Origin of the sequence: Stenotrophomonas sp. P2112, from assembly GCF_041897515.1 — a bacterium.
GTDB lineage: Bacteria > Pseudomonadota > Gammaproteobacteria > Xanthomonadales > Xanthomonadaceae > Stenotrophomonas > Stenotrophomonas sepilia.
This window is the reverse complement of sequence record NZ_CP169216.1, coordinates 1,255,658-1,281,651: the sequence shown is the minus strand read 5'-3', so window position 1 is coordinate 1,281,651 and position 25,994 is coordinate 1,255,658. Positions and strand designations below refer to the sequence as shown.

Annotated in this window: 25 protein-coding genes; 5 read left to right on the top strand and 20 right to left on the bottom strand. The window is 66.6% G+C overall.

Going from position 1 to position 25,994, the window contains the following annotated elements; all coding sequences use genetic code 11:
- Positions 1-236 precede the first annotated feature (236 nt).
- On the top strand, positions 237-1,796 hold the full coding sequence (locus tag ACEPA4_RS06000; RefSeq protein ID WP_372486456.1) for a catalase: 1,560 nt from the start codon (positions 237-239) through the stop codon (positions 1,794-1,796).
- 107 nt (positions 1,797-1,903) lie between these two features.
- Entirely contained in the window at positions 1,904-2,506 is a 603-nt protein-coding gene (locus ACEPA4_RS05995) for a DUF937 domain-containing protein (RefSeq protein WP_065178082.1), read from the top strand.
- A gap of 38 nt (positions 2,507-2,544) precedes the next feature.
- Here ACEPA4_RS05995 and ACEPA4_RS05990 read toward each other — a convergent pair whose 3' ends face one another.
- The gene (locus tag ACEPA4_RS05990; protein WP_005415742.1) at positions 2,545-2,952 is read right to left on the bottom strand and encodes an RNA-binding S4 domain-containing protein; all 408 of its coding nucleotides are present in this window, start codon (positions 2,950-2,952) and stop codon (positions 2,545-2,547) included.
- 9 nt (positions 2,953-2,961) lie between these two features.
- A complete protein-coding gene (locus ACEPA4_RS05985; protein WP_005415741.1) occupies positions 2,962-3,201 on the bottom strand; it encodes a hypothetical protein in 240 nt (79 codons plus the stop codon).
- 62 nt (positions 3,202-3,263) lie between these two features.
- Between ACEPA4_RS05985 and ACEPA4_RS05980 the strand changes: the two genes are divergently transcribed.
- Positions 3,264-4,724, top strand: a complete 1,461-nt coding sequence (locus ACEPA4_RS05980; RefSeq protein WP_262089995.1) for an MATE family efflux transporter — start codon at positions 3,264-3,266, stop codon at positions 4,722-4,724.
- A gap of 594 nt (positions 4,725-5,318) precedes the next feature.
- Here ACEPA4_RS05980 and ACEPA4_RS05975 read toward each other — a convergent pair.
- The 10 genes from ACEPA4_RS05975 to ffh all read right to left on the bottom strand — a co-directional run bounded on the left by ACEPA4_RS05975 (position 5,319) and on the right by ffh (position 12,391).
- Entirely contained in the window at positions 5,319-5,726 is a 408-nt protein-coding gene (locus tag ACEPA4_RS05975) for a DUF1801 domain-containing protein (protein WP_065178085.1), read from the bottom strand.
- 38 nt (positions 5,727-5,764) lie between these two features.
- Positions 5,765-6,199 (bottom strand): DUF1801 domain-containing protein, encoded by a 435-nt coding sequence (locus tag ACEPA4_RS05970; RefSeq protein ID WP_005415738.1) that lies wholly within the window; start codon positions 6,197-6,199, stop codon positions 5,765-5,767.
- A 78-nt stretch (positions 6,200-6,277) separates the two neighbouring features.
- Complete coding sequence (locus ACEPA4_RS05965) at positions 6,278-6,658, bottom strand: DUF6404 family protein (protein WP_139726836.1); 381 nt, start codon at positions 6,656-6,658, stop codon at positions 6,278-6,280.
- Between the two features lie 82 nt (positions 6,659-6,740).
- Positions 6,741-7,142, bottom strand: a complete 402-nt coding sequence (rplS, locus tag ACEPA4_RS05960) for a 50S ribosomal protein L19 (RefSeq protein WP_005415736.1) — start codon at positions 7,140-7,142, stop codon at positions 6,741-6,743.
- Positions 7,143-7,296: 154 nt separating this feature from the next.
- Positions 7,297-8,055 carry a tRNA (guanosine(37)-N1)-methyltransferase TrmD gene (gene trmD / locus ACEPA4_RS05955; protein ID WP_005415735.1) on the bottom strand — a complete coding sequence of 253 codons (759 nt, stop codon included), beginning with the start codon at positions 8,053-8,055 and terminating at the stop codon, positions 7,297-7,299.
- A gap of 8 nt (positions 8,056-8,063) precedes the next feature.
- Positions 8,064-8,576: a ribosome maturation factor RimM gene (gene rimM / locus ACEPA4_RS05950; RefSeq protein ID WP_005415734.1), complete on the bottom strand. Its 513-nt coding sequence runs from the start codon at positions 8,574-8,576 to the stop codon at positions 8,064-8,066.
- 44 nt (positions 8,577-8,620) lie between these two features.
- Positions 8,621-8,881: a 30S ribosomal protein S16 gene (gene rpsP / locus ACEPA4_RS05945; RefSeq protein ID WP_005415733.1), complete on the bottom strand. Its 261-nt coding sequence runs from the start codon at positions 8,879-8,881 to the stop codon at positions 8,621-8,623.
- Positions 8,882-8,980: 99 nt separating this feature from the next.
- Positions 8,981-9,793: an aminotransferase class IV family protein gene (locus ACEPA4_RS05940; protein WP_164092668.1), complete on the bottom strand. Its 813-nt coding sequence runs from the start codon at positions 9,791-9,793 to the stop codon at positions 8,981-8,983.
- Entirely contained in the window at positions 9,790-10,866 is a 1,077-nt protein-coding gene (locus tag ACEPA4_RS05935) for a nitronate monooxygenase family protein (RefSeq protein WP_111127969.1), read from the bottom strand. The genes ACEPA4_RS05940 and ACEPA4_RS05935 overlap by 4 nt, the downstream gene beginning before the upstream one ends.
- Before the next feature lie 148 nt (positions 10,867-11,014).
- On the bottom strand, positions 11,015-12,391 hold the full coding sequence (gene ffh, locus ACEPA4_RS05930; protein WP_262089998.1) for a signal recognition particle protein: 1,377 nt from the start codon (positions 12,389-12,391) through the stop codon (positions 11,015-11,017).
- 122 nt (positions 12,392-12,513) lie between these two features.
- Between ffh and ACEPA4_RS05925 the strand changes: the two genes are divergently transcribed.
- Positions 12,514-13,308, top strand: coding sequence for an inner membrane protein YpjD (locus ACEPA4_RS05925; RefSeq protein WP_005415730.1), 795 nt, complete (start codon positions 12,514-12,516; stop codon positions 13,306-13,308).
- A 41-nt stretch (positions 13,309-13,349) separates the two neighbouring features.
- Here the strand turns inward: ACEPA4_RS05925 and ACEPA4_RS05920 are convergent, their stop codons facing one another.
- The 4 genes from ACEPA4_RS05920 to radA form a co-directional block, all read right to left on the bottom strand.
- On the bottom strand, positions 13,350-13,808 hold the full coding sequence (locus tag ACEPA4_RS05920; protein WP_065178088.1) for a hypothetical protein: 459 nt from the start codon (positions 13,806-13,808) through the stop codon (positions 13,350-13,352).
- A 92-nt stretch (positions 13,809-13,900) separates the two neighbouring features.
- A complete protein-coding gene (locus ACEPA4_RS05915) occupies positions 13,901-16,207 on the bottom strand; it encodes a tetratricopeptide repeat protein (RefSeq protein ID WP_262089999.1) in 2,307 nt (768 codons plus the stop codon).
- A 49-nt stretch (positions 16,208-16,256) separates the two neighbouring features.
- Complete coding sequence (locus tag ACEPA4_RS05910) at positions 16,257-18,113, bottom strand: ATP-binding protein (protein WP_065185973.1); 1,857 nt, start codon at positions 18,111-18,113, stop codon at positions 16,257-16,259.
- A gap of 112 nt (positions 18,114-18,225) precedes the next feature.
- Positions 18,226-19,602: a DNA repair protein RadA gene (gene radA / locus ACEPA4_RS05905; RefSeq protein ID WP_005408586.1), complete on the bottom strand. Its 1,377-nt coding sequence runs from the start codon at positions 19,600-19,602 to the stop codon at positions 18,226-18,228.
- Between the two features lie 150 nt (positions 19,603-19,752).
- Between radA and ACEPA4_RS05900 the strand changes: the two genes are divergently transcribed.
- Positions 19,753-21,810, top strand: coding sequence for a bifunctional diguanylate cyclase/phosphodiesterase (locus ACEPA4_RS05900; RefSeq protein WP_235646000.1), 2,058 nt, complete (start codon positions 19,753-19,755; stop codon positions 21,808-21,810).
- 158 nt (positions 21,811-21,968) lie between these two features.
- Here the strand turns inward: ACEPA4_RS05900 and cyoD are convergent, their stop codons facing one another.
- From cyoD to cyoA, 4 genes are read right to left on the bottom strand one after another with little or no spacing between them, the layout of a single operon-like run.
- Entirely contained in the window at positions 21,969-22,310 is a 342-nt protein-coding gene (cyoD, locus tag ACEPA4_RS05895; RefSeq protein WP_005415725.1) for a cytochrome o ubiquinol oxidase subunit IV, read from the bottom strand.
- Entirely contained in the window at positions 22,310-22,948 is a 639-nt protein-coding gene (gene cyoC / locus ACEPA4_RS05890; protein WP_005408583.1) for a cytochrome o ubiquinol oxidase subunit III, read from the bottom strand. The genes cyoD and cyoC overlap by 1 nt, the downstream gene beginning before the upstream one ends.
- Positions 22,945-24,942 carry a cytochrome o ubiquinol oxidase subunit I gene (cyoB, locus tag ACEPA4_RS05885; RefSeq protein WP_065185975.1) on the bottom strand — a complete coding sequence of 666 codons (1,998 nt, stop codon included), beginning with the start codon at positions 24,940-24,942 and terminating at the stop codon, positions 22,945-22,947. Before cyoB ends, cyoC begins: the two co-directional genes overlap by 4 nt.
- Positions 24,943-24,944: 2 nt before the next feature.
- On the bottom strand, positions 24,945-25,985 hold the full coding sequence (gene cyoA, locus ACEPA4_RS05880) for a ubiquinol oxidase subunit II (RefSeq protein WP_005415723.1): 1,041 nt from the start codon (positions 25,983-25,985) through the stop codon (positions 24,945-24,947).
- Positions 25,986-25,994 lie beyond the last annotated feature (9 nt).

Below are 25,994 nucleotides of genomic sequence, written 5' to 3'. Positions count from 1 at the left end.
GAGGCCTCTTGAAAGTCTCTGCAAATCCGATTTTGCGTTTCAATTGACGGAATCTATCAATCTGAACGGATCATTCGATTATTCATTTCATCTGGCCCTAGCTAAAGTCGAGTGAAGATGTTCCACCCCGTCTTCACCCGCAGGAGCCAGCCATGAGCCAGTCCGATAACAACAGTCCCAAGTGCCCGTATCACACCGCTCCCTCGCCGGCAGAAGGCGCCCAGCAGCAGCGTGAGCTGAGCACGACGCCGAAGCAGAAGCACGGCGACGATCCGGTCACGCCGATGACCACGGCCTTCGGCGCACCGGTGGTGGACAACCAGAACAGCAAGACCGCTGGCCCGCGCGGCCCGCTGCTGATGGAAGACGTGTGGCTGCTGGAAAAGCTGGCCAACCTCAACCGCGAGATCATTCCCGAGCGCCGCATGCATGCCAAGGGATCGGGTGCGTTCGGTACCTTCACCGTCACCCACGACATCAGCAAGTACACCCGCGCCAAACTGTTCGAGAAGGTGGGCAAGCAGACCGAGATGTTCGCGCGCTTCACCACGGTGGCCGGCGAGCGTGGTGCCGCCGACGCCGAGCGTGACATCCGCGGCTTCGCACTGAAGTTCTACACCGAAGAAGGCAACTGGGACCTGGTCGGCAACAACACGCCGGTGTTCTTCCTGCGCGACCCGCGCAAGTTCGCCGACCTCAACAAAGCGGTCAAGCGCGACCCGCACACCAACCTGCGAAGCGCGCGCAACAACTGGGACTTCTGGACGCTGCTGCCCGAAGCCCTGCTGCAAGTGACCGTGGTGATGAGCGACCGCGGCATTCCGCGCAGCTTCCGCCACATGCATGGTTTCGGCTCGCACACCTACAGCTTCACCAACGCCGACAGCGAGCGCTTCTGGGTCAAGTTCCACTTTGTCAGCCAGCAGGGCATCGAATCGCTGACCGACGCGCAGGCGCAGATCCTGGTCGGCCATGACCGCGAAAGCCACGGCCGCGACCTGTTCGACGCGATCGAGAAGGGCGACTTCCCGAAGTGGAAGCTGTTCATCCAGGTCATGCCGGAGCTGGAGGCGGAAACCTACCGCATCCATCCGTTCGACCTGACCAAGGTATGGCCGAAGAGCGACTACCCGCTGATCGAAGTGGGCCAGTTCGAACTGAACCGCAACCCGGTCAACTGGTACCAGGACGTGGAGCAGTCGGCGTTCGCACCGAGCAACCTGGTGCCGGGCATCGGCCCGTCGCCGGACAAGATGCTGCAGGCACGCCTGTTCGCCTATTCCGATGCGCAGCGCTACCGGCTGGGCGTGAACCACCACCAGATTCCGGTGAACGCCGCACGCTGCCCGGTGCACAGCAATCACCGCGATGGTGCGATGCGCGTGGATGGCAACTACGGCGGCCTGCCGCATTACGAACCGAACAGCTACGGCCAGTGGCAGGAACAGCCGCAGTACCGCGAACCGCCGATGAAGATCCGCGGCGACGCCGACTTCTGGAACTTCCGTGAGGACGACGCCGACTACTTCAGCCAGCCCGGTGCGCTGTTCCGCAGCTACAACCAGGCACAGAAGGACCGCCTGTTCGCCAACACCGCCCGCGCCCTGGGCGATGCACCGGACTTCATCAAGCAGCGCCACATCGACAACTGCAGCAAGGCCGACCCGGCCTACGGTGCCGGCGTCGCCGCAGCCCTCAAGGCGCTGGCCAGCCAGCCATCGGATCCGTTCAAGCCGGCGCAACCGGAAGCGGACTTCCCTACTGCGACCCCGGGCGCGGAAGACATCGAGCTCTGATCGCCCTCCCCGTGTACGGCACGCCGCCCCCCTGTGAGGCGGCGTCGCCGTTTTAACGGTCCGCGTCGTACCTTCTGCACGCCCCACCCCAATCAAGGAATCCGCAGATGAGCCTGACCGATGAACTTCTCGCCAAACTGCAGGGCGCGCCGCTGCAGCAGGTCTCCCAGCAGCTCGGTATCAGCGATACCCAGGCTTCCGGTGCGATCAGCGCCGCACTGCCGGTGCTGATGGGCGCGCTGGGCAACAACGCCTCGCAGCCACAGGGCGCACAGGCGCTGCTCGGCGCACTGCAGAACAACCACAGCGGCCTGGACCTGGGCAGCGTGCTTGGCTCGGTACTGGGCGGCGGTGGCGGTGGTGCCGCCAGCGATGGCGCCGGCATCCTCGGCCACATCTTCGGCGGCAGCCAGCAGAAGGTCGAAAGCGGGCTGGCGCAGGCTACCCAGCTGGACAGCGGCCGCACCAGCCAGTTGCTGCAGATCCTCGCACCGATCGTGATGGCCTTCCTCGCCCAGCGTCTCGGTGGCGGCCAGGCCGATGCCGGCTCGCTCAGCCAGGCGCTTGGCCAGGAAAAGCAGCACGTGCAGCAACAGGGTGGTCTTGCCGGTGGCCTGCTCGGCAGCCTGCTGGACCAGGACGGTGACGGCCAGCTCGGCGTGGGCGATCTGCTGAAGATCGGCGGCAGCCTGCTCGGCGGCAAGCGCTGACGCCTGCGGGCGCCGGACCCGGTCCGGCGCCGCATCATTTACAGCGCGTCAATATCGCCCAGCGCGCGGATCAACCGGCGCGCGCGCTTGTCCGGCTTGTGCTCCGGCGGCTGGAACCCATCGCGCGCGGCGATGCGCAGCGCACGCTGTTCGGCACGACGCGCCTTGGAGGCCTCGCTCTCGGCATACAGCTGCTGCGCCGTCGCTGCGGGCCCGCGCTGATCGCTCAGGCCGAGCACCTGGACCTCGAAATGCTCTTCACCACGGTCGACCTGAAGCTGCTCGCCCACGCGCACCGCGCGTGAGGATTTCGGACGCTGCCCGGCAACGCTGACCTTGCCGGTCTCGATCGCCTGCTTGGCCAGGCTGCGGGTCTTGAAGAAACGGGCCGCCCACAACCAGATGTCCAGGCGGACACTGGGTGACAGCGGGGAAAGCTCGGGCATGGGGGCAGGCTACTCCAGTGGCTTGTTGAGGGGACGCGGGTTGTCCGGGTCGGCCCGGCAGCCGGTGCCGCCGATCAATGGCCGCACCCCGGAGGCCAGGTCCTGGCGCTGGCTGCCGACCAGACACTCGGGACGGTCGGTTGGCCGGATCTGGGTATCACCCAGCCGGTCGTCCATCGAACATGCGGCCAATCCGACGCTGATCAAGGCCAGCGCCAGCCTCCGCTCCACCTGCAGTCGTTGATGCATTGCCACATCCCGCAAACCGGCGTGGTGCTAGTGTGCGCCTCCCGGGATTCGATCACCACTCCATGGCCAAGGCACCGCTTGACCTGACCTCCGGCCCGATCGGGCGCAATCTCCTGTTGTTCTCCCTGCCGATCCTGGCGGGCAACATCGCGCAGTCGCTGAACGGCTCGGTGAACGCGGTCTGGGTCGGGCGCTTCCTCGGCGAGGCGGCGCTGACCGCCACCGCGAACGCCAACAACATCATGTTCTTCCTGATCGGCTCGGTGTTCGGTTTCGGCATGGCCTCCACCATCCTGATCGGCCAGGCGATCGGCGCGCGCGACCTCGTGCAGGCGCGGCGCGTGGTCGGCACCAGCGCCACCTTCTTCATCGGCCTGTCGGTGATCATCGCCCTCGCCGGCTGGTTCATGGCCCATCCGTTGCTGGCGGCGATGGGCACGCCGGCCGCTTCGCTGCCATTGGCCGAGGCCTACCTGCAGATCATCTTCCTGGCGATGCCGACGCTGTACGCGTTCGCCTTCCTCACCGCCGCGCTGCGCGGTGCCGGTGACTCGCGCACGCCGTTCCGCTTCCTGATGGTGTCAGTGGCGCTGGACATCGTGCTGAACCCGGTACTGATCTTCGGCATGGGGCCGTTTCCCGCGCTGGGTATCGCCGGCTCGGCGTGGGCCACGCTGGTCGCGCAGACGCTGTCGCTGGCCGGCCTGCTGCTGTACATGCGGCACAAGCGCCACACCCTGTGGCTGGGCCGCGCCGACATGCGCCTGTTCAAGCTCGACATGACCATCCTCAAGGCTCTGGTGGTCAAGGGCGTGCCGATGGGCCTGCAGATGGTGCTGATCTCGCTGTCGGTGATCCTGCTGATGACCATGGTCAACCAGTACGGGACCGACACCGGCGCGGGCTACGGCGCTGCCCTGCAACTGTGGAACTACCTGCAGATGCCAGCGATGGCGATCGGTGCAGCATGCTCTTCGATGGCCGCACAGAACGTGGGTGCGCAGCGCTGGGACCGCGTGCGCGGCACCGCACGCCAGGGCGTGCTGTTCAACTTCCTGCTGACCGGCGCGTTGATCCTGCCGCTGGTGGTGTTCGATCGCCAGCTGCTGGCGCTGTTCCTGCCACCGGCCAGCCAAGCGCTGGAGATCGCGCGCCACCTCAACCACGTAGTGATCGGCTCGTTCCTGTTCTTCGGCGTCAGCTTCGTGATCTCCGGCGTAGTGCGCTCCACCGGCGCGGTGATTCCGCCGCTGCTGATCCTGGCTGGCTCGCTGTGGGGCGTGCGCGTGCCGTTCGCCGAACTGCTGCAGCCGTACTGGGGCGCCGATGCGATCTGGTTGAGCTTCCCGGTCAGCTCGCTGGTGTCGATGCTGCTGTCGCTGGCGTATTACCGCTGGGGCGGCTGGCGCAAGGCGAAGATGATGGGCAAGCCCTCGCATGCCGAAGAACTGGCCACGCCCTCTGAGATTCCCGCCTGCCCAACCTCGCCGGTGGCCGACCCGGATGCCGCACCGCTGCGGTAGTGCCGGCCGCTGGCCGGCAACTTCCCCCCACTCCGCAAGCATCGCAAAACAGCCGGCCAGCGGCCGGCTCTACCGCTTCTTCGCCGCCGGGGATTACCACGGTAGTGCCGGCCGCTGGCCGGCAACTTCAAACCCCTCCGCAAGCATCGCAAAGCAGCCGGCCAGCGGCCGGCTCTACCGCTTCTCCGCCGCCGGGGATTACCACGGTAGTGCCGGCCGCTGGCCGGCAACTTCAAACCCCTCCGCAAGCATCGCAAAGCAGCCGGCCAGCGGCCGGCTCTACCGCTTCTCCGCCACCGGGGATTACCACGGTAGTGCCGGCCGCTGGCCGGCAACTTCAAACCCCTCCGCAAGCATCGCAGAACAGCCGGCCAGCGGCCGGCTCTACCGCTTCTTCGCCGCCGGGGATTACCACGGTAGTGCCGGCCGCTGGCCGGCAACTTCAAACCCCTCCGCAAGCATCGCAAAGCAGCCGGCCAGCGGCCGGCTCTACCGCTTCTTCGCCGCCAGGGATTACCACGGTAGTGCCGGCCGCTGGCCGGCAACTTCAAACCCCTCCGCAAGCATCGCAAAGCAGCCGGCCAGCGGCCGGCTCTACCGCTTCTTCTTCGCCGCGTTGAGCGTCGCCGCCGCGCGCAGCAGCGCCTTGAACGCAGCGGCATCCGGCATCGCGCCTTCATGGATGTCGATCGCACGCCGCGTGTTGCCGTCCAGGCTTGCGTTGAACAGCCCCTTTGGATCGGCCAGCGCCGCACCGTTGGCGAAGGTCAGCTTCACTGCCTGCTTGTAGGTCTCGCCGGTGCACAGGATGCCGTTGTGCTCCCACACCGGTGTACCCCGCCATTTCCAGGTTTCCTGCACGTCGGGCAGCGCTTCATGGATCAACGCACGCACGCGTGCCAGTGTTTCACCGCGCCAGTCTGCCAACTCGGCGATGCGTGCATCGATCAACTCGGTGGCCGGTGTTCCGGCATCGGCCGGGTTGGGGGCATGCGTGGCCATCAGGAGCTCTCGTCGGGAAAGGAATGAGAAGGTCGGGGTTACATGCGCTCGCCGGGCAACGCGGCGGCCTGGCGCACCCAGTCGAGGAACTGTGCCTCATCCAGCAGGCCGTCCTGCGGGATGTGCAGGTAACGCGTATCGGCGCTCCTGGACGGCTCGGGCGGCACTGGCGCCAGTGCCGCGCCGCGGAAGAACGCCACCTTGATGTAGCGGGTGAAGCAATGGAAGCTGAGAAACCACCCTTCGCCCGGCGCAACCGCATACATCGGCGAGTTCCACTTCACTGCCTTGTGCACCCCAGGTACGGCCTGCTCGATCAATGCATCCAGTCGCGCGCCGATCGGACGTTTCCAGTCCGGCATGGCGGCGATGTATGCCTGCACCGGCGCATCGCCCTCGCCCTTGGCGATCTGAGGGTTGCCACCGGACAGCAGCGTGGGCGCAGTGGAAGGTGCGGTTCGCTTGGCAGGCATCGCACGCTATGTCCATCGGGATGAAGCTGCAGCCTAGCGCGGGCCCGCCCGGTGGTCACGGCGCAGTGCGCCATCGGCTCAGCCCGCCTGCCGTGCGCGGAACCGGCGCCAGTCCGGCAGCTTGCGGTGGCGGCGCAGCGAGCGCATCAGCGCTGCCATCACGATACCGAACAGCACGCCAGCCGACAGGCCGGCCACCAGCAACAGCGCCAGCGGGCGCTCGCTGCCCTGCCACAGCATCAGCCACATCAGCGCGGTCCAGAACAGCCCGAACAGCAGGCCCTGCACCAGCGCATTGGTGCCGAAGCCGGCCAGGATCGGTGGCGGCAGGGCAATGCCCAGGCGCCATAGCAGGCGGTGCAGCAGCGGCGCCGACTGCACGCGCACCAGCCCCTTGCCGTCGAGAAAGCGCAGTGCCGACTGGATCACGGCGGGATAGCGCGGGTTGATGTCGCTCATCAGCTGATCGTGGCCGATGCGATGCCGGAAACGCAAACGGCCACCCGAAGGTGGCCGTCGCGGCAACAACCGAAGTTGTTTATCAGGCCTTGTCGGCCAGACGGGCAGCCTTGGCGGCAGCAGCGGCAGCCAGGTCTTCCTTGATGCGGGCAGCCTTGCCTTCCAGGCCGCGCAGGTAGTACAGCTTGCCGGCGCGGACCTTACCACGACGCTTCACTTCGACCGAGTCGATGATGGCGCTGTGGGTCTGGAAAACGCGCTCGACGCCGTAGCCGTGCGAGATCTTGCGCACGGTGAACGAGGAGTTCAGGCCGGCGTTCTTGGTGGCGATGACGACGCCTTCGTAGGCCTGCACGCGCTCGCGGCTGCCTTCCTTCACCTTCACGTTGACGACAACGGTGTCGCCCTGGCTGAACTTCGGCAGTTCGCGGGTGATCTGGGCGGATTCGAATTCCGCGACGATGGACTTGTTCAGCTTGCTCATGGGTTACACCGATTCTTGTTCGGGTGGGCGTGTCGTATCGACAACGTGGGCTCATGCAGTCACCGGACTGTGCTGCACGTTTGTTTTGGGTACTGCGCGCGCCAACCGGGGCTGGCGGGAATTAGGCATGATAGCCGATAAAGCCAGCCCTGCGCTAGGGGCTGGCCTTCTGGTTCCGGGCCTGGCGGCCCTGCTCCAGCAGTTTGCGGTCGGCCTTGCCCAGTGCCTGTTCATCCAGCAGGTCCGGGCGCCGCTGGGCGGTCCGGAGCAGCGACTGCTGGCGGCGCCAGGCGGCGATGGCCGCGTGGTTGCCCGAGCGCAGCACCTCCGGCACGTCCCCCAGCGGGTGCTGGGCCGGCTGGCTGTAATGCGGACAGTCGAGCAGACCGAGGTCGCCCTCGAAGCTGTCCTGCGCCGCCGACTCCGCATCGTTCAGGGCACCGTCCTGCAGGCGGGCCACGGCGTCGATGATCACCGCCGCGCCCAGCTCGCCCCCGGACAGCACGTAGTCGCCGAGGGAGATTTCCTCGTCGACATTGGCCTCCAGGAAACGCTCGTCGATGCCCTCGTAGCGGCCACAGAGCAGGACCATGCGCGGCAGCGCCGCCAGTTCCCGCACCTTGGCCTGGGTCAACGGCGCGCCCTGCGGACTGAGGTAGATCACCCGCGCCGGGGTGGGATCGGCCTCTCGGATCGCCTGCAGGCAGGCCTGCAGCGGCTCGATCAGCATCACCATGCCCGGGCCACCACCGAACGGACGGTCGTCCACCCGGCGGTAGTTGCCTTCGGCGTAATCACGGGGGTTCCAGCCATGCAGGCTGAACAGTCCCTTCTCCTGCGCGCGCCCGACCACGCCCAGTCCAGCGGACTGGGCGAGGAACTCGGGAAACAGGGTGATGACGTCGAAACGCATGCTCACACTCAGAACTCGGGATCCCAGTCGACCACGATCAGGTTGGCCTCGAAATCGACCGATTTGACGAAGTCCGGCTGCACGAACGGAATCATCCGCTCGCGGTCACCCCGGACCACAACCACGTCATTGGCGCCGGTGCTGAACAGGTGCGAGACCTGGCCCAGGGCGACGCCCTCGGTGGTCTTCACATCCAGGCCTTCCAGGTCCACCCAGTAATACTCATCGGGCTTCGGCGGCGGCAAGGCACTGCGGGCCACGTAGATCTCGGTGCCGCGCATCGCTTCGACCACATCGCGATCCTCGACCCCGGGGAAACGGGCCACCAGGTGCTTGCCGCTGTCGCGGCCGCGCACACCTTCAACCGTGGTTTCCACGCCGGATGGGCTGCGCACGATCCACGGCTGGTAACGGAAAATGGCGGAACGTGGCTCGGTCCAGGACTCGAGTTTGATCTCGCCGCGCACACCAAAAGCGCCGACAACCCTGCCCAGCAGGATGCGGCGCTCGATATCTTTCATCTGCTTCAACCAAGAGGGCCACGCCGAAGCGTGGCCCGTCAGGATCAGGCCGCAGCGGCCTGGGACTTGGTCGCTTCCTTGATCAGGTTGCGGACCTTGTCGGTCGGCTGGGCGCCGTTCTTGACCCAATGGTCAACGCGGGCCAGGTCCAGCTCGATGCGCTTCTCGGCGCCCTGGGCGACCGGGTTGTAGAAGCCGACGCGCTCGATGTTGCGGCCGTCGCGCGCGCTGCGCACGTCGGTGACGATGATGTGGTAGAACGGACGCTTCTTGGCGCCGCCGCGGGTCAGTCGAATCTTGACCATGGTGTTTTTCCTATTGCCCAGTCGCCAGGATGGCGAGGTAAGCGGGCGATTATAGCGGCAGATCGCGGCCGGGCCAACCCCGGGGATGAACTCACGGGGTCAGATCCCTTTTGCGGCGCAAAAGGGATCTGACCCCAATTTGTCCCAAGCCACCGCCGCCAGCACCGCCCTGCCCTGTTCAGCCAGCGCCTGGGAGCCGGCCAGGACATGCCCGTCAATGGCCTCCAGCGCCCACAACCCGCTGGCGTTGCAGGCAAAAGCCGCCTTCACGCCGGCCAGATCGGCCAGCCGCAGCGGCTGACTGGCCTGAGGCCCCGGCCAATGCTGCTTCAGCAGTGCCTCGGCAGTCCCGCGCAGGGCCGGCGCCTGCGGCCAGAGCAGCCGTTCACCATCGTGCACGGCCAGGTTCCAGGTGCTGCCTTCACTCACGTCGCCATCGGCGGTGACAAACAGCGCATCGTCGAATCCTTCCGCCATCGCCGCGCGACGCTCGGCGAACAGGCCGAAGGTGCCCACATGCTTGATCTGCGGCAGTTCACGCTGCCAGGCCACGCTGCGCACGCGCTTGGCGACGGTCAGCGTCACCGGCGCTGAAACCGCCACCAGCACGTCCACCGGCACCGCCGCCAGCGGATTGCGGAAATCGAAGCGGCGCGAGTACACCGTCACCCGCAGCGAGGCATCGGCCTGCCCTGACTGCTGCAATGCCTGCGCCATCCATGCCTCCACCTGCACCGTGTCCAGTTCGCTGCCGAACAGTTCGCGCGTAGCCTGTGACAGCCGCGCCAGATGCAGGTCCAGCCCCTGCACTGCACCACCACGCACCTGCAGCGAGGTGAAGTGGCCGTAATTCACCAGCGCCGGCAGGAGATCCTCCACCTGCGCCGCCCGGCCGTTGCAGCTCACCATCATGGCAGCAGTGCCTGCGCCTGTTCCCACATGCCGCGCAGCACGTCGGCGGCCGGCTGCGCCGGCGCCATCCACGCCGACTGCCCGGCCCAGGCCTGCATCGCCGCCAGACGATTTTCCTGTGCCGCCTGCCTGCGCATCGGGGCGGTCAGGCCGCGCTGCACCGGGTATGGACGCGGCGCGGGGGCGCCTTCTGCAGCAGCGGCGCGCACATAGGGCGTCGCCAGGCCACGGCCCAGGCGACCACTGAAGGCGCGGGTCGGCCAGGTGTCTTCCGGTTCGCTGGCGGCCAGCCCATCGGCCCACGCCGAAGCGATCGCCGCTTCCGGCGTGCGCAGGAAGGCGGTGCCGATCTGCACAGCACTGGCGCCCAAGGCGAGTGCGGCAGCGATACCACGGCCATCGGCGATGCCGCCGGCGGCAATCACCGGAATCTGCAGGTGATCGGCCAGGCGCGGCAGCAGCGCGAACAGGCCGACCAGCTGGCGCTCGGCCATCGCCGGATCGAAGGAACCACGATGGCCGCCGGCCTCCGCGCCCTGCGCCACCACCGCATCGGCACCGGCGTCCTGTGCCGCGCGCGCCTCGGACAAGGTGGTCGCGCACGCGATCCAGGCAATGCCTGCATCCTTCAACTGCTGCACGTGGCGCGGCAACAGCACGCCCATGATGGTCGAGGCCACCGCAGGACGCGCCGCCAGCAGTGCGGCGAACTGTTCTTCGAAGTCGGCCGGCGTGGCGTCGGCGGCGCTGGCCGGCACCTCCGGGCCCCATTGCGCGAGGAAGGCGCGGCTGGCGGCCTCGGCGGCAACGTCACGGGCAGGTACAGGGTCCGGCATCCACAGGTTCACCTGCGCCGGACCACTGGAGGCTGCGCGGAAGTCATCAATCCAGCGACCGATATCGGCCGACGACGACAACACCGCGCCCATTGCGCCCATGCTGCCGGCGTTGGCCAGCGCAGCCGACAACGGTACCGGGCAGGCACCGGCCATCGGTGCCAGCAGGATCGGAACGGAAACGCCAAAGCGCCGGCAGAACGCCTCGGCGCGGGAAGCTACAGCGGAACTCTGCATGACGGCCCATCGTTTCGGACAGGCCCCCATGGTGCGCGCAGGACAGGGGAAGAGTCGAGCCTGCTGCCCGACGGCCTGCTGCGGCGCTTGTGCGCCGCCGCCCGAGCGTGGGCCCGGGCGCTACATCAGATTGCGGACGGGGCCGTCATCAACGGAACGGCATGCCGCGGCCGCCCATGGCGCCCATCATCCCCTTCATGCTGCGCAACATGCCCTTCATGCCACCGCCGGCCATCTTGCTCATCATCTTTTCCATCTGCATGTACTGCTTCATCAGCTTGTTGACGTCGGCCGGCGTCACGCCCGAGCCCTTGGCGATGCGCGCGCGGCGCGAGCCGTTGAGCAGGTTCGGATTGCGCCGTTCCTTCTTGGTCATCGAGCTGATGATGGCGATCATGCGCGGCACTTCCTTGCCCTGGCTGACCTGCTGCTTCAGATGGTCGGGGATGTTGCCCAGGCCCGGCAGCTTGTCCATCAGGCCGCCGATGCCGCCCATGTTCTGCATCTGCTCGAGCTGGTCACGCATGTCGTTCAGGTCGAATTTCTTGCCCTTGGCGACCTTCTCGGCCAGCTTGGCGGCCTTGTCCTTGTCGACCTGCTGCTCGACCTGCTCGACCAGCGACAGCACGTCCCCCATGTCGAGGATGCGGCTGGCGATACGGTCCGGGTGGAACACGTCCAGGCCTTCCGGCTTTTCACTGACACCGACGAACTTGATCGGCTTGCTGGTGATGTAGCGCACGCTCAGCGCGGCGCCGCCGCGGGCGTCACCGTCGGTCTTGGTCAGTACCACGCCGGTCAGCGGCAGGGCATCGCCGAAGGCCTTGGCGGTGTTGGCCGCGTCCTGGCCGGTCATGGCGTCGACCACGAACAGCGTTTCGGCCGGATTCACCGCAGCGTGCAGGGCCTTGATCTCGGCCATCATCGCTTCGTCGATGGCCAGGCGGCCGGCGGTATCGACCAGCAGCACGTCGACGAACGACTTGCGTGCATCGTCGATGGCTGCGCGGACGATGGCTTCCGGCTTCTGGTCGGCACTGGACGGGAAGAACAGCACGCCCACCTGCTCGGCCAGGGTTTTCAGCTGCTCGATCGCGGCCGGACGGTAGACGTCGGCCGAGACCACCATCACCTTCTTCTTGCGCTTTTCCTTCAGGTGCTTGGCCAGCTTGCCCACGGTGGTGGTCTTGCCGGCGCCCTGCAGGCCCGCCATCAGGATGATGGCCGGAGCGGGCACATTGAGGTTCAGGTCGCTGGCTTCAGCGCCCATCACCGCAGTCAGCTCGTCGCGCACGACCTTGATCAGCGCCTGGCCCGGGGTCAGCGACTTCAGCACTTCCTGGCCGACCGCGCGCACCTTGATGCGCTCGATCAGCGCCTGCACCACCGGCAGCGCAACGTCGGCCTCGAGCAGCGCGATGCGCACTTCGCGGGTTGCCTCGCGGATGTTCTCCTCGGTCAGGCGGCCGCGGCCACGCAGGCGCTCGATGGTGCCGGAAAGGCGCTGGGTCAGGGACTCGAACATGCGGCGCAACCTGTCTGAAAGCGGGGGACAATAAGGCAGACAGTATAACGGGTCTGGCTGTCTCCCCGGACTGCGGCCACGGGGCCGTCGCCAGCATCACGGGGGTATGCGAAACTGCAACGATGACAATCGTTCTCATCGCCGTCCTGCTCTACCTGGCTGCCAGTGCCCTGCTGGTGCGCGCGCTTGGCCGCGATGAGACGACCGGCTCCCCCATCTGGCTGTGGCCGGCCCTGCCCGCCATGCTGCTGCACGGCGGCTACCACGTGATGGTGGCGATGCGCACCAACGGCGGGCCGGACATGCACTTCTTCGCCGCACTGTCGCTGGTCGGCCTGGGCATGGCCTGGCTGACTTCGCTGGTCGGCGCGCGCGGGCGGATGTCGGCGTTGGGCGTGGTGGTGTTCCCGCTGGCCGCCGTGCTGCTGCTGGCCTACCACGGTTACGGCCACGAACCGAGCAAGGTGCTGGGCTGGCGCCTGGCCAGCCACGCCTGGCTGGCCCTGCTGGCCTACGCCACGCTGAGCATCGCCGCGCTGCTGGCGATCATGCTGTGGCTGCAGGAACGCGCCCTGCGCCGCCGCGAGTTCCGGCCTTGGCTGCGCGCGCTGCCGCCGCTGGCCGACCTGGAATCACTGCTATTCCGGGTGATCACCGTCGGCTTCGCGCTGCTGACCCTGACCCTGGTCACCGGGGTGCTGTTCGTCGACGACCTGCTGGCGCAGAAGCTGGTGCACAAGACCGTGCTGAGCGTGCTGTCGTGGATCGTGTTCGGCGTGCTGCTGATCGGCCGCCGGCGCTACGGCTGGCGCGGCATGAAGGCGGTGCACTGGACGCTGGCGGCGATGCTGTTGCTGCTGCTGGCCTTCTTCGGCAGCCAGTTCGTGATCGAACTGGTGTTCGGGCATTCGCGATAGGCGGTGTGCCGACCAACGGTCGGCACCCACCGGCGCTACCGTCAAGGCTGGGCCAGGATCTTCCGCACCGAACGACCACTGTTGGTGACGATGTCATCAACCTGCCAGCATCCCTGCCCGTGGCGCACCATCGGCAGGCGGGTCAGGTAGGCCTTCTTCCACACCGAATAGCGCATCTCGACCTGGCCGGCGGAGACCGAAGCCTCCTTCCAGCTGTAGCGCACCGGGGTTTCGATGTCACCGTCCTGCGCATCCAGCCACGGATCCGAATCGATGGTGCAGATGCCCTCTTCGCGCTGCTGGCAGGCGCGCTCTCCACGCAGTGCCTTGCCGAAGGCAGGGCTGACCAGCGCCGGGGGTGGCTCCAGCAGATCACCATCGCCCGTCGTTGCCTCGTAGAAGGCGCGGGCCACCGCCTCTGGTTCCTGGCAGGCGGGTGACGCCTGCACGGCAGGGGCCAGCAGCAGCCCGGCGATCATCAACATCCCTGTCTTTCGCATGTATTTTTCCCTGAGGTAGTGCCGGCCGCTGGCCGGCAATACAGGATCTCCCGGTGCTGCCGGCCAGCGGCCGGCACTACCCGATATCCGGCCTACAACCCGTAACGCTCGATCACGTCCAGATGCGGCTGGCGATCCTGGTCACAGGCTTCAGCCAGGCGCAGCCAGCAATGCGGATGCGGCCACGTCGCGGTGTGCTGCTGCAGGAAGCGGTGCAGTGCCAGCGGTGCGTGGTCCTGCGGCTGGGCCACGGTGAACAGCAGGCCGGGCAGCGTACCCTCTTCCACATCGGGGTCGGTGACGGTGTAGTCCGGCCGGCTGTGTGACCACACCTTCCAGCCCTGTGCTTCGGCCGCCTCGACGAAGGCATTCCAGGCATCTTCGCCCGGGTGCGCGCCATCGATCATCCAGCTGCGGGCGAAGCCGCCGCGCTCCAGCACATGCACCTGCGCATAGGTCGGGATGAAATGCTCGCGTGCTTCCTCCTCCTCTGGTGCCGGATGCACCAGCGCGGCATCGAACACCACCCAGTCGCCCACCTGCTGGGCGCGGTTGGACGGCGCGTTCTCGACGATGCGCGCGGTCACCGGACCGCTGCGACGGGCGTAGTACTCCATCGGCTCGCCGTTTTCTTCGCTGCGGATGATCACCCAGCCCCACGGCTCCTCGACCACGCCATCCTGGCTGGACAATTCCATGCCAAGCGCCGCCGCCGAGCGGCGCACGGCGTCCCAGTCGCGCGCGGCGCTGGCTGCGCTCATGTGGTCCCAATGCGCGGCATTGGGCTCGTCCAGCAGCTCCACCAGCTGTGCATAACAGGCCTGGGCCTCGCTGAAACGGCCGGTTTCCATGTACATGCGCGCCAGCGTGCCGCGCGCGCCGTGCGAGCCCGGAGACAGCTCCAGAAGCGATCGGGCCGCCTGCTCCAGCGCCGGCCAGTCGGACACGCGGCGTGCACGCTGCACCTCGCACCAGTGCGCGAACACGGGCACGCTGCCGCGATAGAGATCGGCCAGCTGGTGCAGTCCGTCGTCGTCGCCCTGTTCGGCCAGCCAGCGCATCAGCGTGTAGGCCGCGGGGCCATCGTGCTGCACATGGCCGCGTACGAACCGCCACAGCAGCGACCGCGCCTCGGCCTGCGCGCCGCAGGCATTCAGCGCGGAGGCAGCCATCTCGGCAAGCGCCTCGTCATCGGGCAGCTCGGCATGCGCCTGCAGCAACCACTGCGCTTCGCGCTCGGGATCGCGCGACTGGTTCTGTTCGCCCTGCGCGTCCAGCCATGCCAGCAGCTCGCCCGCCGGCACCGGCAGCGGCGCGACGTCCGGCAATGCCTCGATGCGCGCGGCCAGGCCGGCCACCAGCGCCGCAGCACCCCGATCCTGGCGCAGCTGCGCCAGATGGGTGCGGGCCAGTTCCAGCTGCCGCAGTGCGACCCAGCGCGCGCCACGCTGCAGGGCGAGTTCCAGGCTCAACGCCGCGACTTCGATCAGCAGGCGGTGCGAACCGACCCGTGCGAAGTGCTCGATGATGGTGTTGAAGCGCGTGCCCAGATCCCACGTATTTCGCGCGGGATCACGCTGGCACAGGGCTGCGGCGGTGTTTGCCCACAGCCGCCAGTAGTTCGGGGTCAGCTCGCTCCACGGCACCAGCTGCTGCAGCGCCTCTTCGTCGCGGCCCAGCTGGGCCAGCGCCCAGGCCTTGGACAAGCGACGCGGCACCGTGCAGTTGGCCGGCTCGTACTCTCCGGACGCGGCAACTTCGGCCTCCCGTTTTTCGATCAGCGCCAGTGCCTCATCGGCACGGCCCATGCCCAGCAGGATCTTGATCTGCATCTCCGGGAAGCTGTCGAACACTTCCTTGCCACAGGCTTCCACGGCATCGGCCTGCACCTGCAGGTAATCCAGCGCCGCCTGGCCACGGCCATCATCGAGCAGCGCATCGGCCTTCTCGCAGCTCAGGCACTGGAAACAGGCCCAGCTCGGATCGATGCGGCCAAGGGTTTCGTCGCAGACCTCGATGCGCTCGGGCACCCAGCCCGGGCCGTCGATGTTGCCATAGCAGGCGGCCAGGTCCTGGGTCACGCAGATCGACTGCGGGCATTCCAGGGTGTCCTCGCGGTGCGCGCGCTCGAACAGCGCTACGGCTTCGCCGAGTGCGCTCTCGCCTTCCACGCGGTTGCCGACGCGGTTGCGCAGCGCCCAGTGGCCGACATAGACGTCAACCCACGGGTTGTCCAGTGCCTTGCCCAGGGCGCGTGCTTCGGGCAGCAGCGCATCGACGCGGTCGATCTGCAGTTCACTGACCTCGTCGGCGAGACGGTTCAGCAGGTGCGCGTTCTGCGCCTGGCCGGCCTGGCGCAGGTCACCCTGCAGCTTTTCGACCCAGTTCCAGATGTCCATGGGGATAATTGCTCCTGTCTAGCGAAGGCTGGATGAGAGGGTGCGGTGCTCAGCGCAGCATCTGCTGCAGGGCACCGGCGATATCGGTGAAGGCACCATTGAGATCCGGGCCCGGCGTAGCGGTCGCGCGTGCCAGCGGGCGGCCCTGCGCGGCGACGATGACTTTCAGCGAGCGCAGCAGGCGCGCCGCAGCCTCGGCCTGTGGGTGGCCCTCGCGCTGGGCGCGCAGCAGTGCCTGCACCGCCGGGTTGTCGAGGTTGAGGTAGAGCCGCGAGGGTGCGCGTGATTCGATGCGCGCGGTGAACTGGCGCGCCAGGCGCAGCGCGGCCATCGAGACGCGCTTGTCGTTCTCGTCGTCTTCCAGCCGCTGCTTCAGCTCGGCCTCGCGGTCGGGCACCACCACCACCGGCAGCGCCTCCGGGCTGAAACGTGCGGGCAGCAGCTGCTCGCCGTCGCCCAGCTGTTCGCGCAGCCACGCCAGCTGCGCCTCGTCGAGGCTGTCATCACTGCGGAACAGTGCGCGGTTGCCCTGCTCGGTGCCGAGCTCGACCAGGCGCAGGCCCTTGGCCTGGGCCCAGCGCCGCAGGAACGGCACCACCGCGTAGCGATGGCCATGCGCGACCGGTACGCCCATCGCGCGGAACAGCATCTCTTCAAAGCCGCCGCCGTTGTCGAGGATGACATGCACGGCACCGCGCGCCGGCAGCGCACTGGCCGGCAGGTCGCCCTGCGAGGTCGGTACCCGCACATGCTCCATCAGCAGTTCGAACAGGCGCTCATCGCACAGTGCCGCACCCAGCAGGGCCTCGTTGTGGCGGGTCAGCACGCGCCGCCAGGCTTCCGGTTGCTGCTTCGCAACGTCGGCCAGGCCGTCGATCAGCGCCTCCAGCAGTGCATGCTGCACCGCGCGGTACTGGTCATCGCGCTGCAGGTCTTCGCGGCTGGCGGTGGGCGTCAACCGCGAGGATTCGATCACTCCGCCGATGAATCCAGCCCACGGCGGCAACAGGTCGCGCGCGTCGTCATCCAGCAGCATCCCACGCACGAACACCGACAGGTTGCGGTTGTCGCTGGTGCCATAGGTGGCGCCATCCTGCACCCACAGCAGGCCAGTGGCATCGCTGTTGCCATCGGCGCGCAGCGGCACGGTGACGATCGGTTCGAAATCGTGCTCGAACCGCGCGGCGAACTGCAGCGCCTGCCGACGCGCCTGCACCGGATGCACGGCGACCTCCCCCTGGCCGCGCCACGGCGGCGGCTCGGGATTGAGCGCCTCGCCCGCAGCACCGATGAAGATCGGCTCGGACAGCAACGCGCAGTAGCGGCCCAGCACCTCATGCAGGCGCGCCTCGTTGGCCAGCGGCAGGAAGTCCGGATGCAGCTCCAGCTCCACCTCAGTGCCCACCGCGCGTGCAGGCACTTCGCTGACGGTGTATTGCTCGGCGTTGCTGGACACGTACAGATGGCCCAGATCCGGCGTCTGGTACGAGGTGGTGCGCACACTGACCCGGCGCGCCAGCACGAAGGCCGACAGGAAGCCGAGGCCGAACATGCCGATCAGCCCTTCATCGTCCTCACCGCCCTGGCGCAGGCCACGGGTGTAGCCGACGCCGACGGTGGCCAGGTAATCGTGGATCTCCTGGCGGGTCAGGCCGGCCCCAGTATCGGTGATGCGCAGCACGCCGGCACCGGCATCAACCTGCACCGAAATGCGCGAAGGCACGTCAACACCGGGCTGCTCGATGCGGCGGCGGATGATCGAGTCATGCGCGTTCTGCACCAGCTCACGCAGCGCCACCACCGGGGTGGAATACAGGTGCTTGCCCAGCACCGTCATCAATCCATTGAGATCGACCCCGGCGCGACGGATCTCGGCGTTGGGGGCGGTGAGTGCGGTGTCCTGCATGTAATCGTTTACTCCTGGGCACGGAAAGACGCCAGAGGGCGTCTTCGTCGAGCGGGAAAAACTAGCACAAGGAAGCTGACCGTTGCCGTGATTGACGTTTGTAGAGCCGGCCTCACGCCGCGTCGATGGCCTCGGACAGGCGTTCCACCGCGATCACCTCCATGCCTTTCACCGAACCGCCCTTGGGCGCATTGGCCTTGGGCACGATGGCGCGCTTGAAACCATGGGTGGCGGCCTCGCGCAGGCGGTCTTCGCCATTGGGCACCGGGCGGATCTCGCCGGACAGGCCCACTTCACCGAAGGCGATGGTCTTCTCCGCCAGCGGCCGATCCTGCAGCGACGACAACACCGCCAGCAGCACCGGCAGATCGGCGGCAGTCTCCTGCACGCGGATGCCACCGACCACATTGACGAACACGTCCTGGTCGCCGACCAGTACGCCGCCATGGCGATGCAGCACCGCCAGCAGCATCGCCAGGCGGTTCTGCTCCAGGCCGACCGCGACACGGCGCGGGTTCGACAGCGGCGATGCATCGACCAGCGCCTGTACCTCCACCAGCAGCGGCCGTGTGCCCTCGCGGGTGACCATCACGCAGCTGCCCGGCTGGTGGGTGCTGCCGCCGGAGAGGAAGATCGCCGAAGGGTTGGAGACCTCCTTCAGGCCCTTGTCGCCCATCGCGAACACACCCAGTTCGTTGACCGCACCGAAGCGGTTCTTGAACGCGCGCAACAGGCGGAAGCGGCTGCCGCTCTCGCCCTCGAAGTACAGCACCGCGTCGACCATGTGTTCCAGCACCCGCGGGCCGGCGATGCCACCCTCCTTGGTCACGTGGCCGACCAGGAACACGGCAGTGCCGGTCTCCTTGGCGAACCGCACCAGCCGCGCCGCACTCTCGCGCACCTGGCTGACCGAACCCGGCGCAGCGGTCAGGCTCTCGGTCCACAGGGTCTGCACCGAATCGGCCACGATCAGCCGCGGCCCGGCCCTGGAGGCATGCTGCAGGATCGACTCGACCCCGGTCTCGGCCAGCGCGTTGACCCCGTCCAGTGGCAGCTCCAGGCGGTGCGCGCGGCCGGCCACCTGGGCCAGCGACTCTTCACCGGTGACGTACAGCACCGGCAGTTCGGCCGCCATCTTCGCCACCGCCTGCAGCAGCAGCGTCGACTTGCCGATACCCGGGTCGCCGCCCACCAGCACCACCGCGCCTTCGACCAGGCCACCACCCAGCACGCGGTCGAACTCGCCGATGCCAGTGGAGACCCGGCGATGCTCGGTCTGCTCCACGTCCTTCAGCGCGGTGATCTTCGGCGGATCGATCTTGCCGGCCCAGCCCGCCCGCCGCGACGCCGGTGCCTTGGCCGCCGCCGCGCTCTCCAGCACGATTTCAGACAGCGAGTTCCAGGCGTTGCACTCCGTGCACTGGCCCTGCCATTTGCTGAATTCGGCGCCGCATTCATTGCAGACGTAGGCGGTGCGGGCTTTGGCCATCGGGTGATTTCCAGCAACGGGAACAGGCGTGGCAGGATAGCCGAGCCCGGTCGCAGCTGCTGCGACCGCTCAAGTCCTGCCCACCCGCGCCGATAGGGGTCGCGGGCGTGCGCCTTGCGGGCGCCCCCTTCCTCCCCCACTGGATTCAACATGACTGGCAGTTACAGTCAGAGCCTGGTCATCATCTCCCTGCTGGTGGCCATTCTTGCTTCGTACACGGCGCTGGACATGGCCGGGCGCCTGGCCACCGCCGAGGGCCGCGTGGCCCGCTGGTGGCTGGCGGGGGGGGCGGCGGCGATGGGCCTGGGCATCTGGTCGATGCACTTCATCGGCATGCTTGCCTTCGATTTGCCGATTCCGCTGGGCTACGACCTCGGCATCACCCTGTACTCGCTGGCGGTCTCGATCGGCGCCTCCGCCTATGCGCTGTGGCTGGTGTCGCGCCCCACCCTGCCGTGGCGCCGGCTGTTGGCCGGGGCCGTGCTGATGGGCCTGGGCATCGCAGCCATGCACTACCTGGGCATGGCTGCGATGCGCATGCAGCCCGGCATCGACTACCACCCGGGCTGGTTTGCCGCCTCCATCGCGGTGGCCATCGGTGCCGCTGGCGCCGCACTGTGGATCGCCTTCCGCCTGCGCGCCGAGCAGCGCCACACCCTGCTCCTGCGCGTGCTCGCATCGCTGGTGATGGGCCTGGCCATCGTCGGCATGCATTACACCGGCATGGCGGCGGCGCGCTTCCCCGAAGGCAGCATCTGTGGCGCCGTCGGCAGTGGCGGCATCGACACGCGCTGGCTGGCCGTGCTGGTGATCGTCACCACCGTGGCCACGCTGGGCATCGCCCTCGTGGCCTCGCTGTTCGACCGGCAGATGCGCGTGCGCACCGGGCTGCTGGCCGATTCGCTGGCGCACGCCAACGACAAGCTGATCCAGGCGGCACTGCATGATCCCTTGACCCAGCTGCCCAACCGCATGCTGCTGCAGGACCGCATCGAGCAGGCCATCGAGAAGGCGCGGCGCCGCAATCATGCGGTGGCGGTGATGTTCTGCGACCTGGATGGTTTCAAGGCGGTCAATGATGCCTATGGCCACCAGCTTGGCGACCGCCTGCTGGTGGCGGTGGCGCAGCGCATCGGCGGCCTGCTGCGCCCGCAGGACACGTTCGCCCGCCTCGGCGGCGACGAGTTCGTGATCGTGCTGGCCATCGATATTCCCGACGATGCGGTAGTGGTGGCCGAGCGCATCATTGCCGCCGCCGGTGAGCCGTTCACGCTGGATGCGGCCGAACTGCAGGTCAGCGCCAGCCTGGGCATCGCCCTGTATCCGGATGACGCCAGCAACGAGCGCGAGCTGATGGCGCACGCCGATGCGGCGATGTACCACACCAAGGAGACCGGGCGGAACGGCTACACCTTCTTCACCCCCTCGATGCAGCTCAGTGCCAATCGCCAGCTGCGCCTGCTGCAGGACCTGCGCAAGGCCATCGCCCGCAACGAACTGATCCTGCATTACCAGCCCAAATTTCCGGCCGCGGGCGCACCGGCCACCGGGGCCGAGGCGCTGCTGCGCTGGCAGCACCCGGAGTTGGGGCTGCTGGCACCGGATGTCTTCATTCCGATCGCCGAACGCAGCGGTCTGATCCTGCCGATCGGTGACTGGGTACTGGACCGGGCCTGCGCGCAACTGCGGGCATGGCACGATGCCGGGCATGCGGAATGGACCATGGCAGTGAATCTCTCGCCGTTGCAGTTTGCCTCGCCGGCACTGCTGGACAGCGTGCGCGAGGTGCTGGAGCGGCACCGGATCGAACCGGCACGGCTGACCCTGGAGATCACTGAAACCACGGCGATGAAGGACGTCGATGCCAGCTTGGCGATCCTCAGCGACCTGACCGCAATGGGCGTGCACATCGCCATCGATGATTTCGGTACCGGCTATTCCAGCCTGCTCTACCTCAAGCGGATGCCAGCCACCGAACTGAAGATCGACCGTGCGTTCGTGCACGACCTGGAAGGAAATGACGAGGACGCCGCCATTGTCTCGTCGATCATCGCGCTGGGCCGCACCCTGCAGCTGCAGGTGGTGGCCGAGGGCGTGGAGACCCAGGCGCAGCGCGAGTACCTGAGCGAGCTCGGCTGCGACCAACTGCAGGGCTACCATCTGGGCCGGCCGATGGAGGCCGAAGAGTTCCTGCGCCGGGTGGGATGAGGCGAGCGTCTCCTCCACGCACGGGGTGGAACCACGGGTAGAGCCGGCCGCTGGCCGGCGTCCCGCAATTGCCGGCCAGCGGCCGGCACTACCGGACAACGGAAAACCAGAAAGGCCGCCCGAGGGCGGCCTTTCTGTGTGGCAACGTCGCGAGGACGTCAGTGCATCATGTGCACGTTCATGTTGTGCATGACCCACAGGGTGCCGATCACGATGATGCCGATCACCACGACGGTGAAGGCCGCAGCGTTGACGTTCCAGCGACTTTCCGAAGAGCGATCCAGGTGCAGGAAGAACACCAGGTGGACCAGCATCTGCAGCACCGCGGTGACTGCGATCACCACACCGTTGACGGTGCGCGAGAAATCGCCCGACATCACCATCCAGAACGGGATGACGGTCAGCACCACCGCCAGCACGAAGCCGATCAGGTACGACTTCACGCTGCCGTGGCTTTCGCCGCCGGTGCCGTGGTCGTGTGCATGGTTGTCATGTGCCATTACAGCGCTCCATTGAGGTAGACGACGGAGAACACGCCGATCCAGATCAGGTCCAGGAAGTGCCAGAACAGGCTCAGGCACGCCATGCGGGTCTTGTTGGTCGGGGTCAGGCCGTACTTCTTCAGCTGCACGAACATCACCAGCAGCCACAGCAGGCCGGCGCTGACGTGCAGACCGTGGGTACCGACCAGGGCGAAGAACGCCGACAGGAAGGCACTGCGGTCCGGACCGTAGCCCTGATGGATCAGGTGCTGGAACTCCCACACTTCCATGCACATGAAGCCGAAGCCCAGCAGCCAGGTGATGCCCAGCCACAGGTACATCTGGCCCATCTGCTTGCGGTGCATGGCAATCATGCCCAGGCCGAAGGTCAGCGACGAGGTCAGCAGCAGCGCGGTTTCCCACGCCACGAACGGCAGCTCGAACAGGTCCTTCGCGGTGGGACCACCATCGGTACCGCCCGCCAGCACCACGTAGGTGGCGAACAGCGAGGCGAAGATGAGGCAGTCGCTCATCAGGTACACCCAGAAACCGAAGACGGTGTTGCCGCCGGTATCGTGGTGCTCGTGGTCGTCATGGCCATGGGCCGCCGCGTGCGCGGCGTGCCCGTGGCTCAGGGTCGAGGTATTGGTGCTCATGCCTTCAGCTCCGACTTCACCAGGCCCTGGGCTTCCAGGTGCTTGCGGTGTTCGTTCTCGATGCGTTCCACCTCGGCGGCCGGGACCCAGTAGTCCACGTCCTGGTCGAAGGTGCGGTAGATGAACGTGGCGATCATGCCGACGAAGCCGACGATGGCCAGCCACCAGATGTGCCAGATCATCGCGAAGCCGAACACCAGGCTGAAGGCACCGATGACAACGCCCGTGCCGGTGTTGCGCGGCATGTGGATGTCGGTGTACTTGGCCGGCTTCGGCCAGGCTTCACCCCGCTGCTTGCGCTCCCAGAAATCGTCCAGCTCGGTGACGTCCGGCAGGGTCGCGAAGTTGTAGAAGGCCGGCGGCGAGGAGGTTTCCCACTCCAGCGTACGGGCATCCCACGGGTCGCCGGTCAGGTCGACGGTCTTCTTGCGGTCGCGGATCGACACGGCCACCTGGATGATCTGGCACAGGATGCCGGCGCCGACGATGAACGCGCCGCAGGCGGCAACCAGCAGCAACGGCTCGTAGGCCGGGTTCACCGTGCTCTGCAGGCGACGGGTCATGCCCATGAAGCCCAGCACGTACATCGGCATGAAGGTCACGTAGAAGCCGATGAACCAGCACCAGAACGCGCACTTGCCCCAGAACTCATTGAGGCGGAAGCCGAACATCTTCGGCCACCAGTAGGTGATGCCGGCGAACATGCCGAACACCACGCCGCCGATGATGACGTTGTGGAAGTGGGCGATCAGGAACAGGCTGTTGTGCAGCACGAAGTCGATGGCCGGGATCGCCAGCATCACGCCGGTCATGCCGCCGATGACGAAGGTGACCATGAAGCCGATGGTCCACAGCACCGGGGTGGTGAAGTGCACACGGCCGCGGAACATGGTGAACAGCCAGTTGAAGATCTTCACGCCGGTCGGGATCGAGATGATCATCGTCGTGATGCCAAAGAAGGCATTGACGTTGGCACCCGAGCCCATGGTGAAGAAGTGGTGCAGCCACACGATGAACGACAGCACGCCGATGCAGGCGGTGGCGTAGACCATGCCCTTGTAGCCGAACAGCGCCTTGCGCGAGAAGGTCGCGATGACTTCGGAGAACACACCGAACGCCGGCAGGACCAGGATGTACACCTCCGGGTGACCCCAGATCCAGATCAGGTTGATGTACAGCATGGCGTTGCCGCCACCATCATTGGTGAAGAAGTGCGTACCCAGGTAACGGTCCAGGGTCAGCAGCACCAGGGTGATGGTCAGCACCGGGAAGGCAGCGACGATCAGCACGTTGGTCACCAGGGCGGTCCAGGTGAACACCGGCATCTGCATCAGCTTCATGCTCGGGGTGCGCATCTTGAGGATGGTGATGAAGAAGTTGATACCACTGAGCGTGGTACCCAAACCCGCCACCTGTAGACCCCAAATGTAATAGTCCATGCCGACGCTTGGACTGTATTCGATGCCCGACAACGGCGGGAACGCCAGCCAGCCGGTGGCAGCGAACTCACCGATCCACAGCGACAGCATGATCAGCACCGCGCCCGCCACGAACAGCCAGAAGCTGAGCGAGTTGACGAACGGGAACGCAACGTCACGCGCACCGATCTGCAGCGGCACGGCCAGGTTCATCAGGCCGGTGATCAGCGGCATCGCCACGAAGAAGATCATGATCACGCCGTGGGCGGTGAAGATCTGGTCGTAGTGGTGCGGCGGCAGGTAACCCTCGGAACCACCGACGGCGATGGCCTGCTGGGTACGCATCATGATGGCGTCGGAGAAACCGCGCAGCAGCATGACAAAGGCGACGATGAGGTACATCACGCCGATCTTCTTGTGATCCACCGAAGTGAACCACTCCTTCCACAGATAGCCCCACAGCTTGAACTTGGTGATCAGGGCGACGACGCCCAGGCCACCAAGAACCGCGCCGACCAGGGTGGTCAGCACGATCGGATCGTGGGGGATCGACTCAAGAGAGAGTTTTCCCAACATGTTCATTCTCCCGAACCCGCGTGGCCGGCATGGCCTGCGTGTTCGTGTTCGGTGGCATCCAGGTTTTCACCCGATTCCTTGGAATCATGCGCGTCACTCGGGGCGTGGCCCTCGTGCGCTTCATGGGTGGCGGCATCGGCAGCGGCGGCACCAGCATGCGAGTGCTTCATGCCGTAATGCTTGTTGTCGCCCATGTGCTTGGCGATGACCCAGTCGAACAGGCCTTCTTCGGTCTTGCCGAAGTAAGTGACCGGATACCACTCGGCGTTGCGTGCTTCACCCAAGGCCTTGAACGAGGCCTTGTCCAGGGTCTGCTCGCCGGCGCGGACCTGGTCCAGCCACTGGCGGTACTCGGCATCGGTGACCGAGTAGGCGGTGAAGTGCATCTTGGCGAAGCCCGCGCCGCTGTAGTGCGAGGACATGCCCGGGAATTCACCGGTCTCGTTGGCGATCAGGTGGAGCTTGGTCTCCATCGCAGCCATCGAGTAGATCATGCTGCCCAGGTGCGGGATGAAGAACGCATTCATCACCGAATCGGACGTGATCTTGAAGTTCAGCGGGGTGTTGACCGGGAACTTGATTTCGTTGACGACCGCCACCTTCTCTTCCGGATAGATGAACAGCCACTTCCAGTCCAGCGAGATCGCCTCGATGGTGACCGGCTTGACGTCCGAATCCAGCGGACGGTACGGGTCCAGTGCGTGCGACGAACGCCAGGTCAGGACCGCCAGCACCAGCACGATCATGCAGGGAATGGACCACACCACCACCTCGATCGCCGTCGAGTGGGACCACTTCGGCTCGTAACGGGCCTTGGTGTTGGAGGCGCGATACTTCCACGCGAACGTCAGGGTCATGATGATGACCGGGATGACGACCAGCAGCATGAGCACGGTGGCCGTGATCAGCAGGGTCTTCTCATCCTGGCCGATCTGGCCCTTCGGACTGAGGATGGCCACGGCATCGCAGCCGGTGAGCATCACCAGCAACGACAGCAGCAGGCCCGGGCGCAACCAGCGCCCAAGGGTTTTCAACGGAATCATCGGTCGATC

Bases quoted from the DNA above. Each gene is read 5' to 3' on its own strand.
- ACEPA4_RS05995 (WP_065178082.1), top strand. From the start codon at position 1,904: ATGAGCCTGACCGATGAACTTCTCGCCAAACTGCAGGGCGCGCCGCTG.
- ACEPA4_RS05990 (WP_005415742.1), bottom strand. From the start codon at position 2,952: ATGCCCGAGCTTTCCCCGCTGTCACCCAGTGTCCGCCTGGACATCTGG.
- ACEPA4_RS05985 (WP_005415741.1), bottom strand. From the start codon at position 3,201: ATGCATCAACGACTGCAGGTGGAGCGGAGGCTGGCGCTGGCCTTGATC.
- ACEPA4_RS05980 (WP_262089995.1), top strand. From the start codon at position 3,264: ATGGCCAAGGCACCGCTTGACCTGACCTCCGGCCCGATCGGGCGCAAT.
- ACEPA4_RS05975 (WP_065178085.1), bottom strand. From the start codon at position 5,726: ATGGCCACGCATGCCCCCAACCCGGCCGATGCCGGAACACCGGCCACC.
- ACEPA4_RS05970 (WP_005415738.1), bottom strand. From the start codon at position 6,199: ATGCCTGCCAAGCGAACCGCACCTTCCACTGCGCCCACGCTGCTGTCC.
- ACEPA4_RS05965 (WP_139726836.1), bottom strand. From the start codon at position 6,658: ATGAGCGACATCAACCCGCGCTATCCCGCCGTGATCCAGTCGGCACTG.
- rplS (WP_005415736.1), bottom strand. From the start codon at position 7,142: ATGAGCAAGCTGAACAAGTCCATCGTCGCGGAATTCGAATCCGCCCAG.
- trmD (WP_005415735.1), bottom strand. From the start codon at position 8,055: ATGCGTTTCGACGTCATCACCCTGTTTCCCGAGTTCCTCGCCCAGTCC.
- rimM (WP_005415734.1), bottom strand. From the start codon at position 8,576: ATGAAAGATATCGAGCGCCGCATCCTGCTGGGCAGGGTTGTCGGCGCT.
- rpsP (WP_005415733.1), bottom strand. From the start codon at position 8,881: ATGGTCAAGATTCGACTGACCCGCGGCGGCGCCAAGAAGCGTCCGTTC.
- ACEPA4_RS05940 (WP_164092668.1), bottom strand. From the start codon at position 9,793: ATGATGGTGAGCTGCAACGGCCGGGCGGCGCAGGTGGAGGATCTCCTG.
- ACEPA4_RS05935 (WP_111127969.1), bottom strand. From the start codon at position 10,866: ATGCAGAGTTCCGCTGTAGCTTCCCGCGCCGAGGCGTTCTGCCGGCGC.
- ffh (WP_262089998.1), bottom strand. From the start codon at position 12,391: ATGTTCGAGTCCCTGACCCAGCGCCTTTCCGGCACCATCGAGCGCCTG.
- ACEPA4_RS05925 (WP_005415730.1), top strand. From the start codon at position 12,514: ATGACAATCGTTCTCATCGCCGTCCTGCTCTACCTGGCTGCCAGTGCC.
- ACEPA4_RS05920 (WP_065178088.1), bottom strand. From the start codon at position 13,808: ATGCGAAAGACAGGGATGTTGATGATCGCCGGGCTGCTGCTGGCCCCT.
- ACEPA4_RS05915 (WP_262089999.1), bottom strand. From the start codon at position 16,207: ATGGACATCTGGAACTGGGTCGAAAAGCTGCAGGGTGACCTGCGCCAG.
- ACEPA4_RS05910 (WP_065185973.1), bottom strand. From the start codon at position 18,113: ATGCAGGACACCGCACTCACCGCCCCCAACGCCGAGATCCGTCGCGCC.
- radA (WP_005408586.1), bottom strand. From the start codon at position 19,602: ATGGCCAAAGCCCGCACCGCCTACGTCTGCAATGAATGCGGCGCCGAA.
- ACEPA4_RS05900 (WP_235646000.1), top strand. From the start codon at position 19,753: ATGACTGGCAGTTACAGTCAGAGCCTGGTCATCATCTCCCTGCTGGTG.
- cyoD (WP_005415725.1), bottom strand. From the start codon at position 22,310: ATGGCACATGACAACCATGCACACGACCACGGCACCGGCGGCGAAAGC.
- cyoC (WP_005408583.1), bottom strand. From the start codon at position 22,948: ATGAGCACCAATACCTCGACCCTGAGCCACGGGCACGCCGCGCACGCG.
- cyoB (WP_065185975.1), bottom strand. From the start codon at position 24,942: ATGTTGGGAAAACTCTCTCTTGAGTCGATCCCCCACGATCCGATCGTG.
- cyoA (WP_005415723.1), bottom strand. From the start codon at position 25,985: ATGATTCCGTTGAAAACCCTTGGGCGCTGGTTGCGCCCGGGCCTGCTG.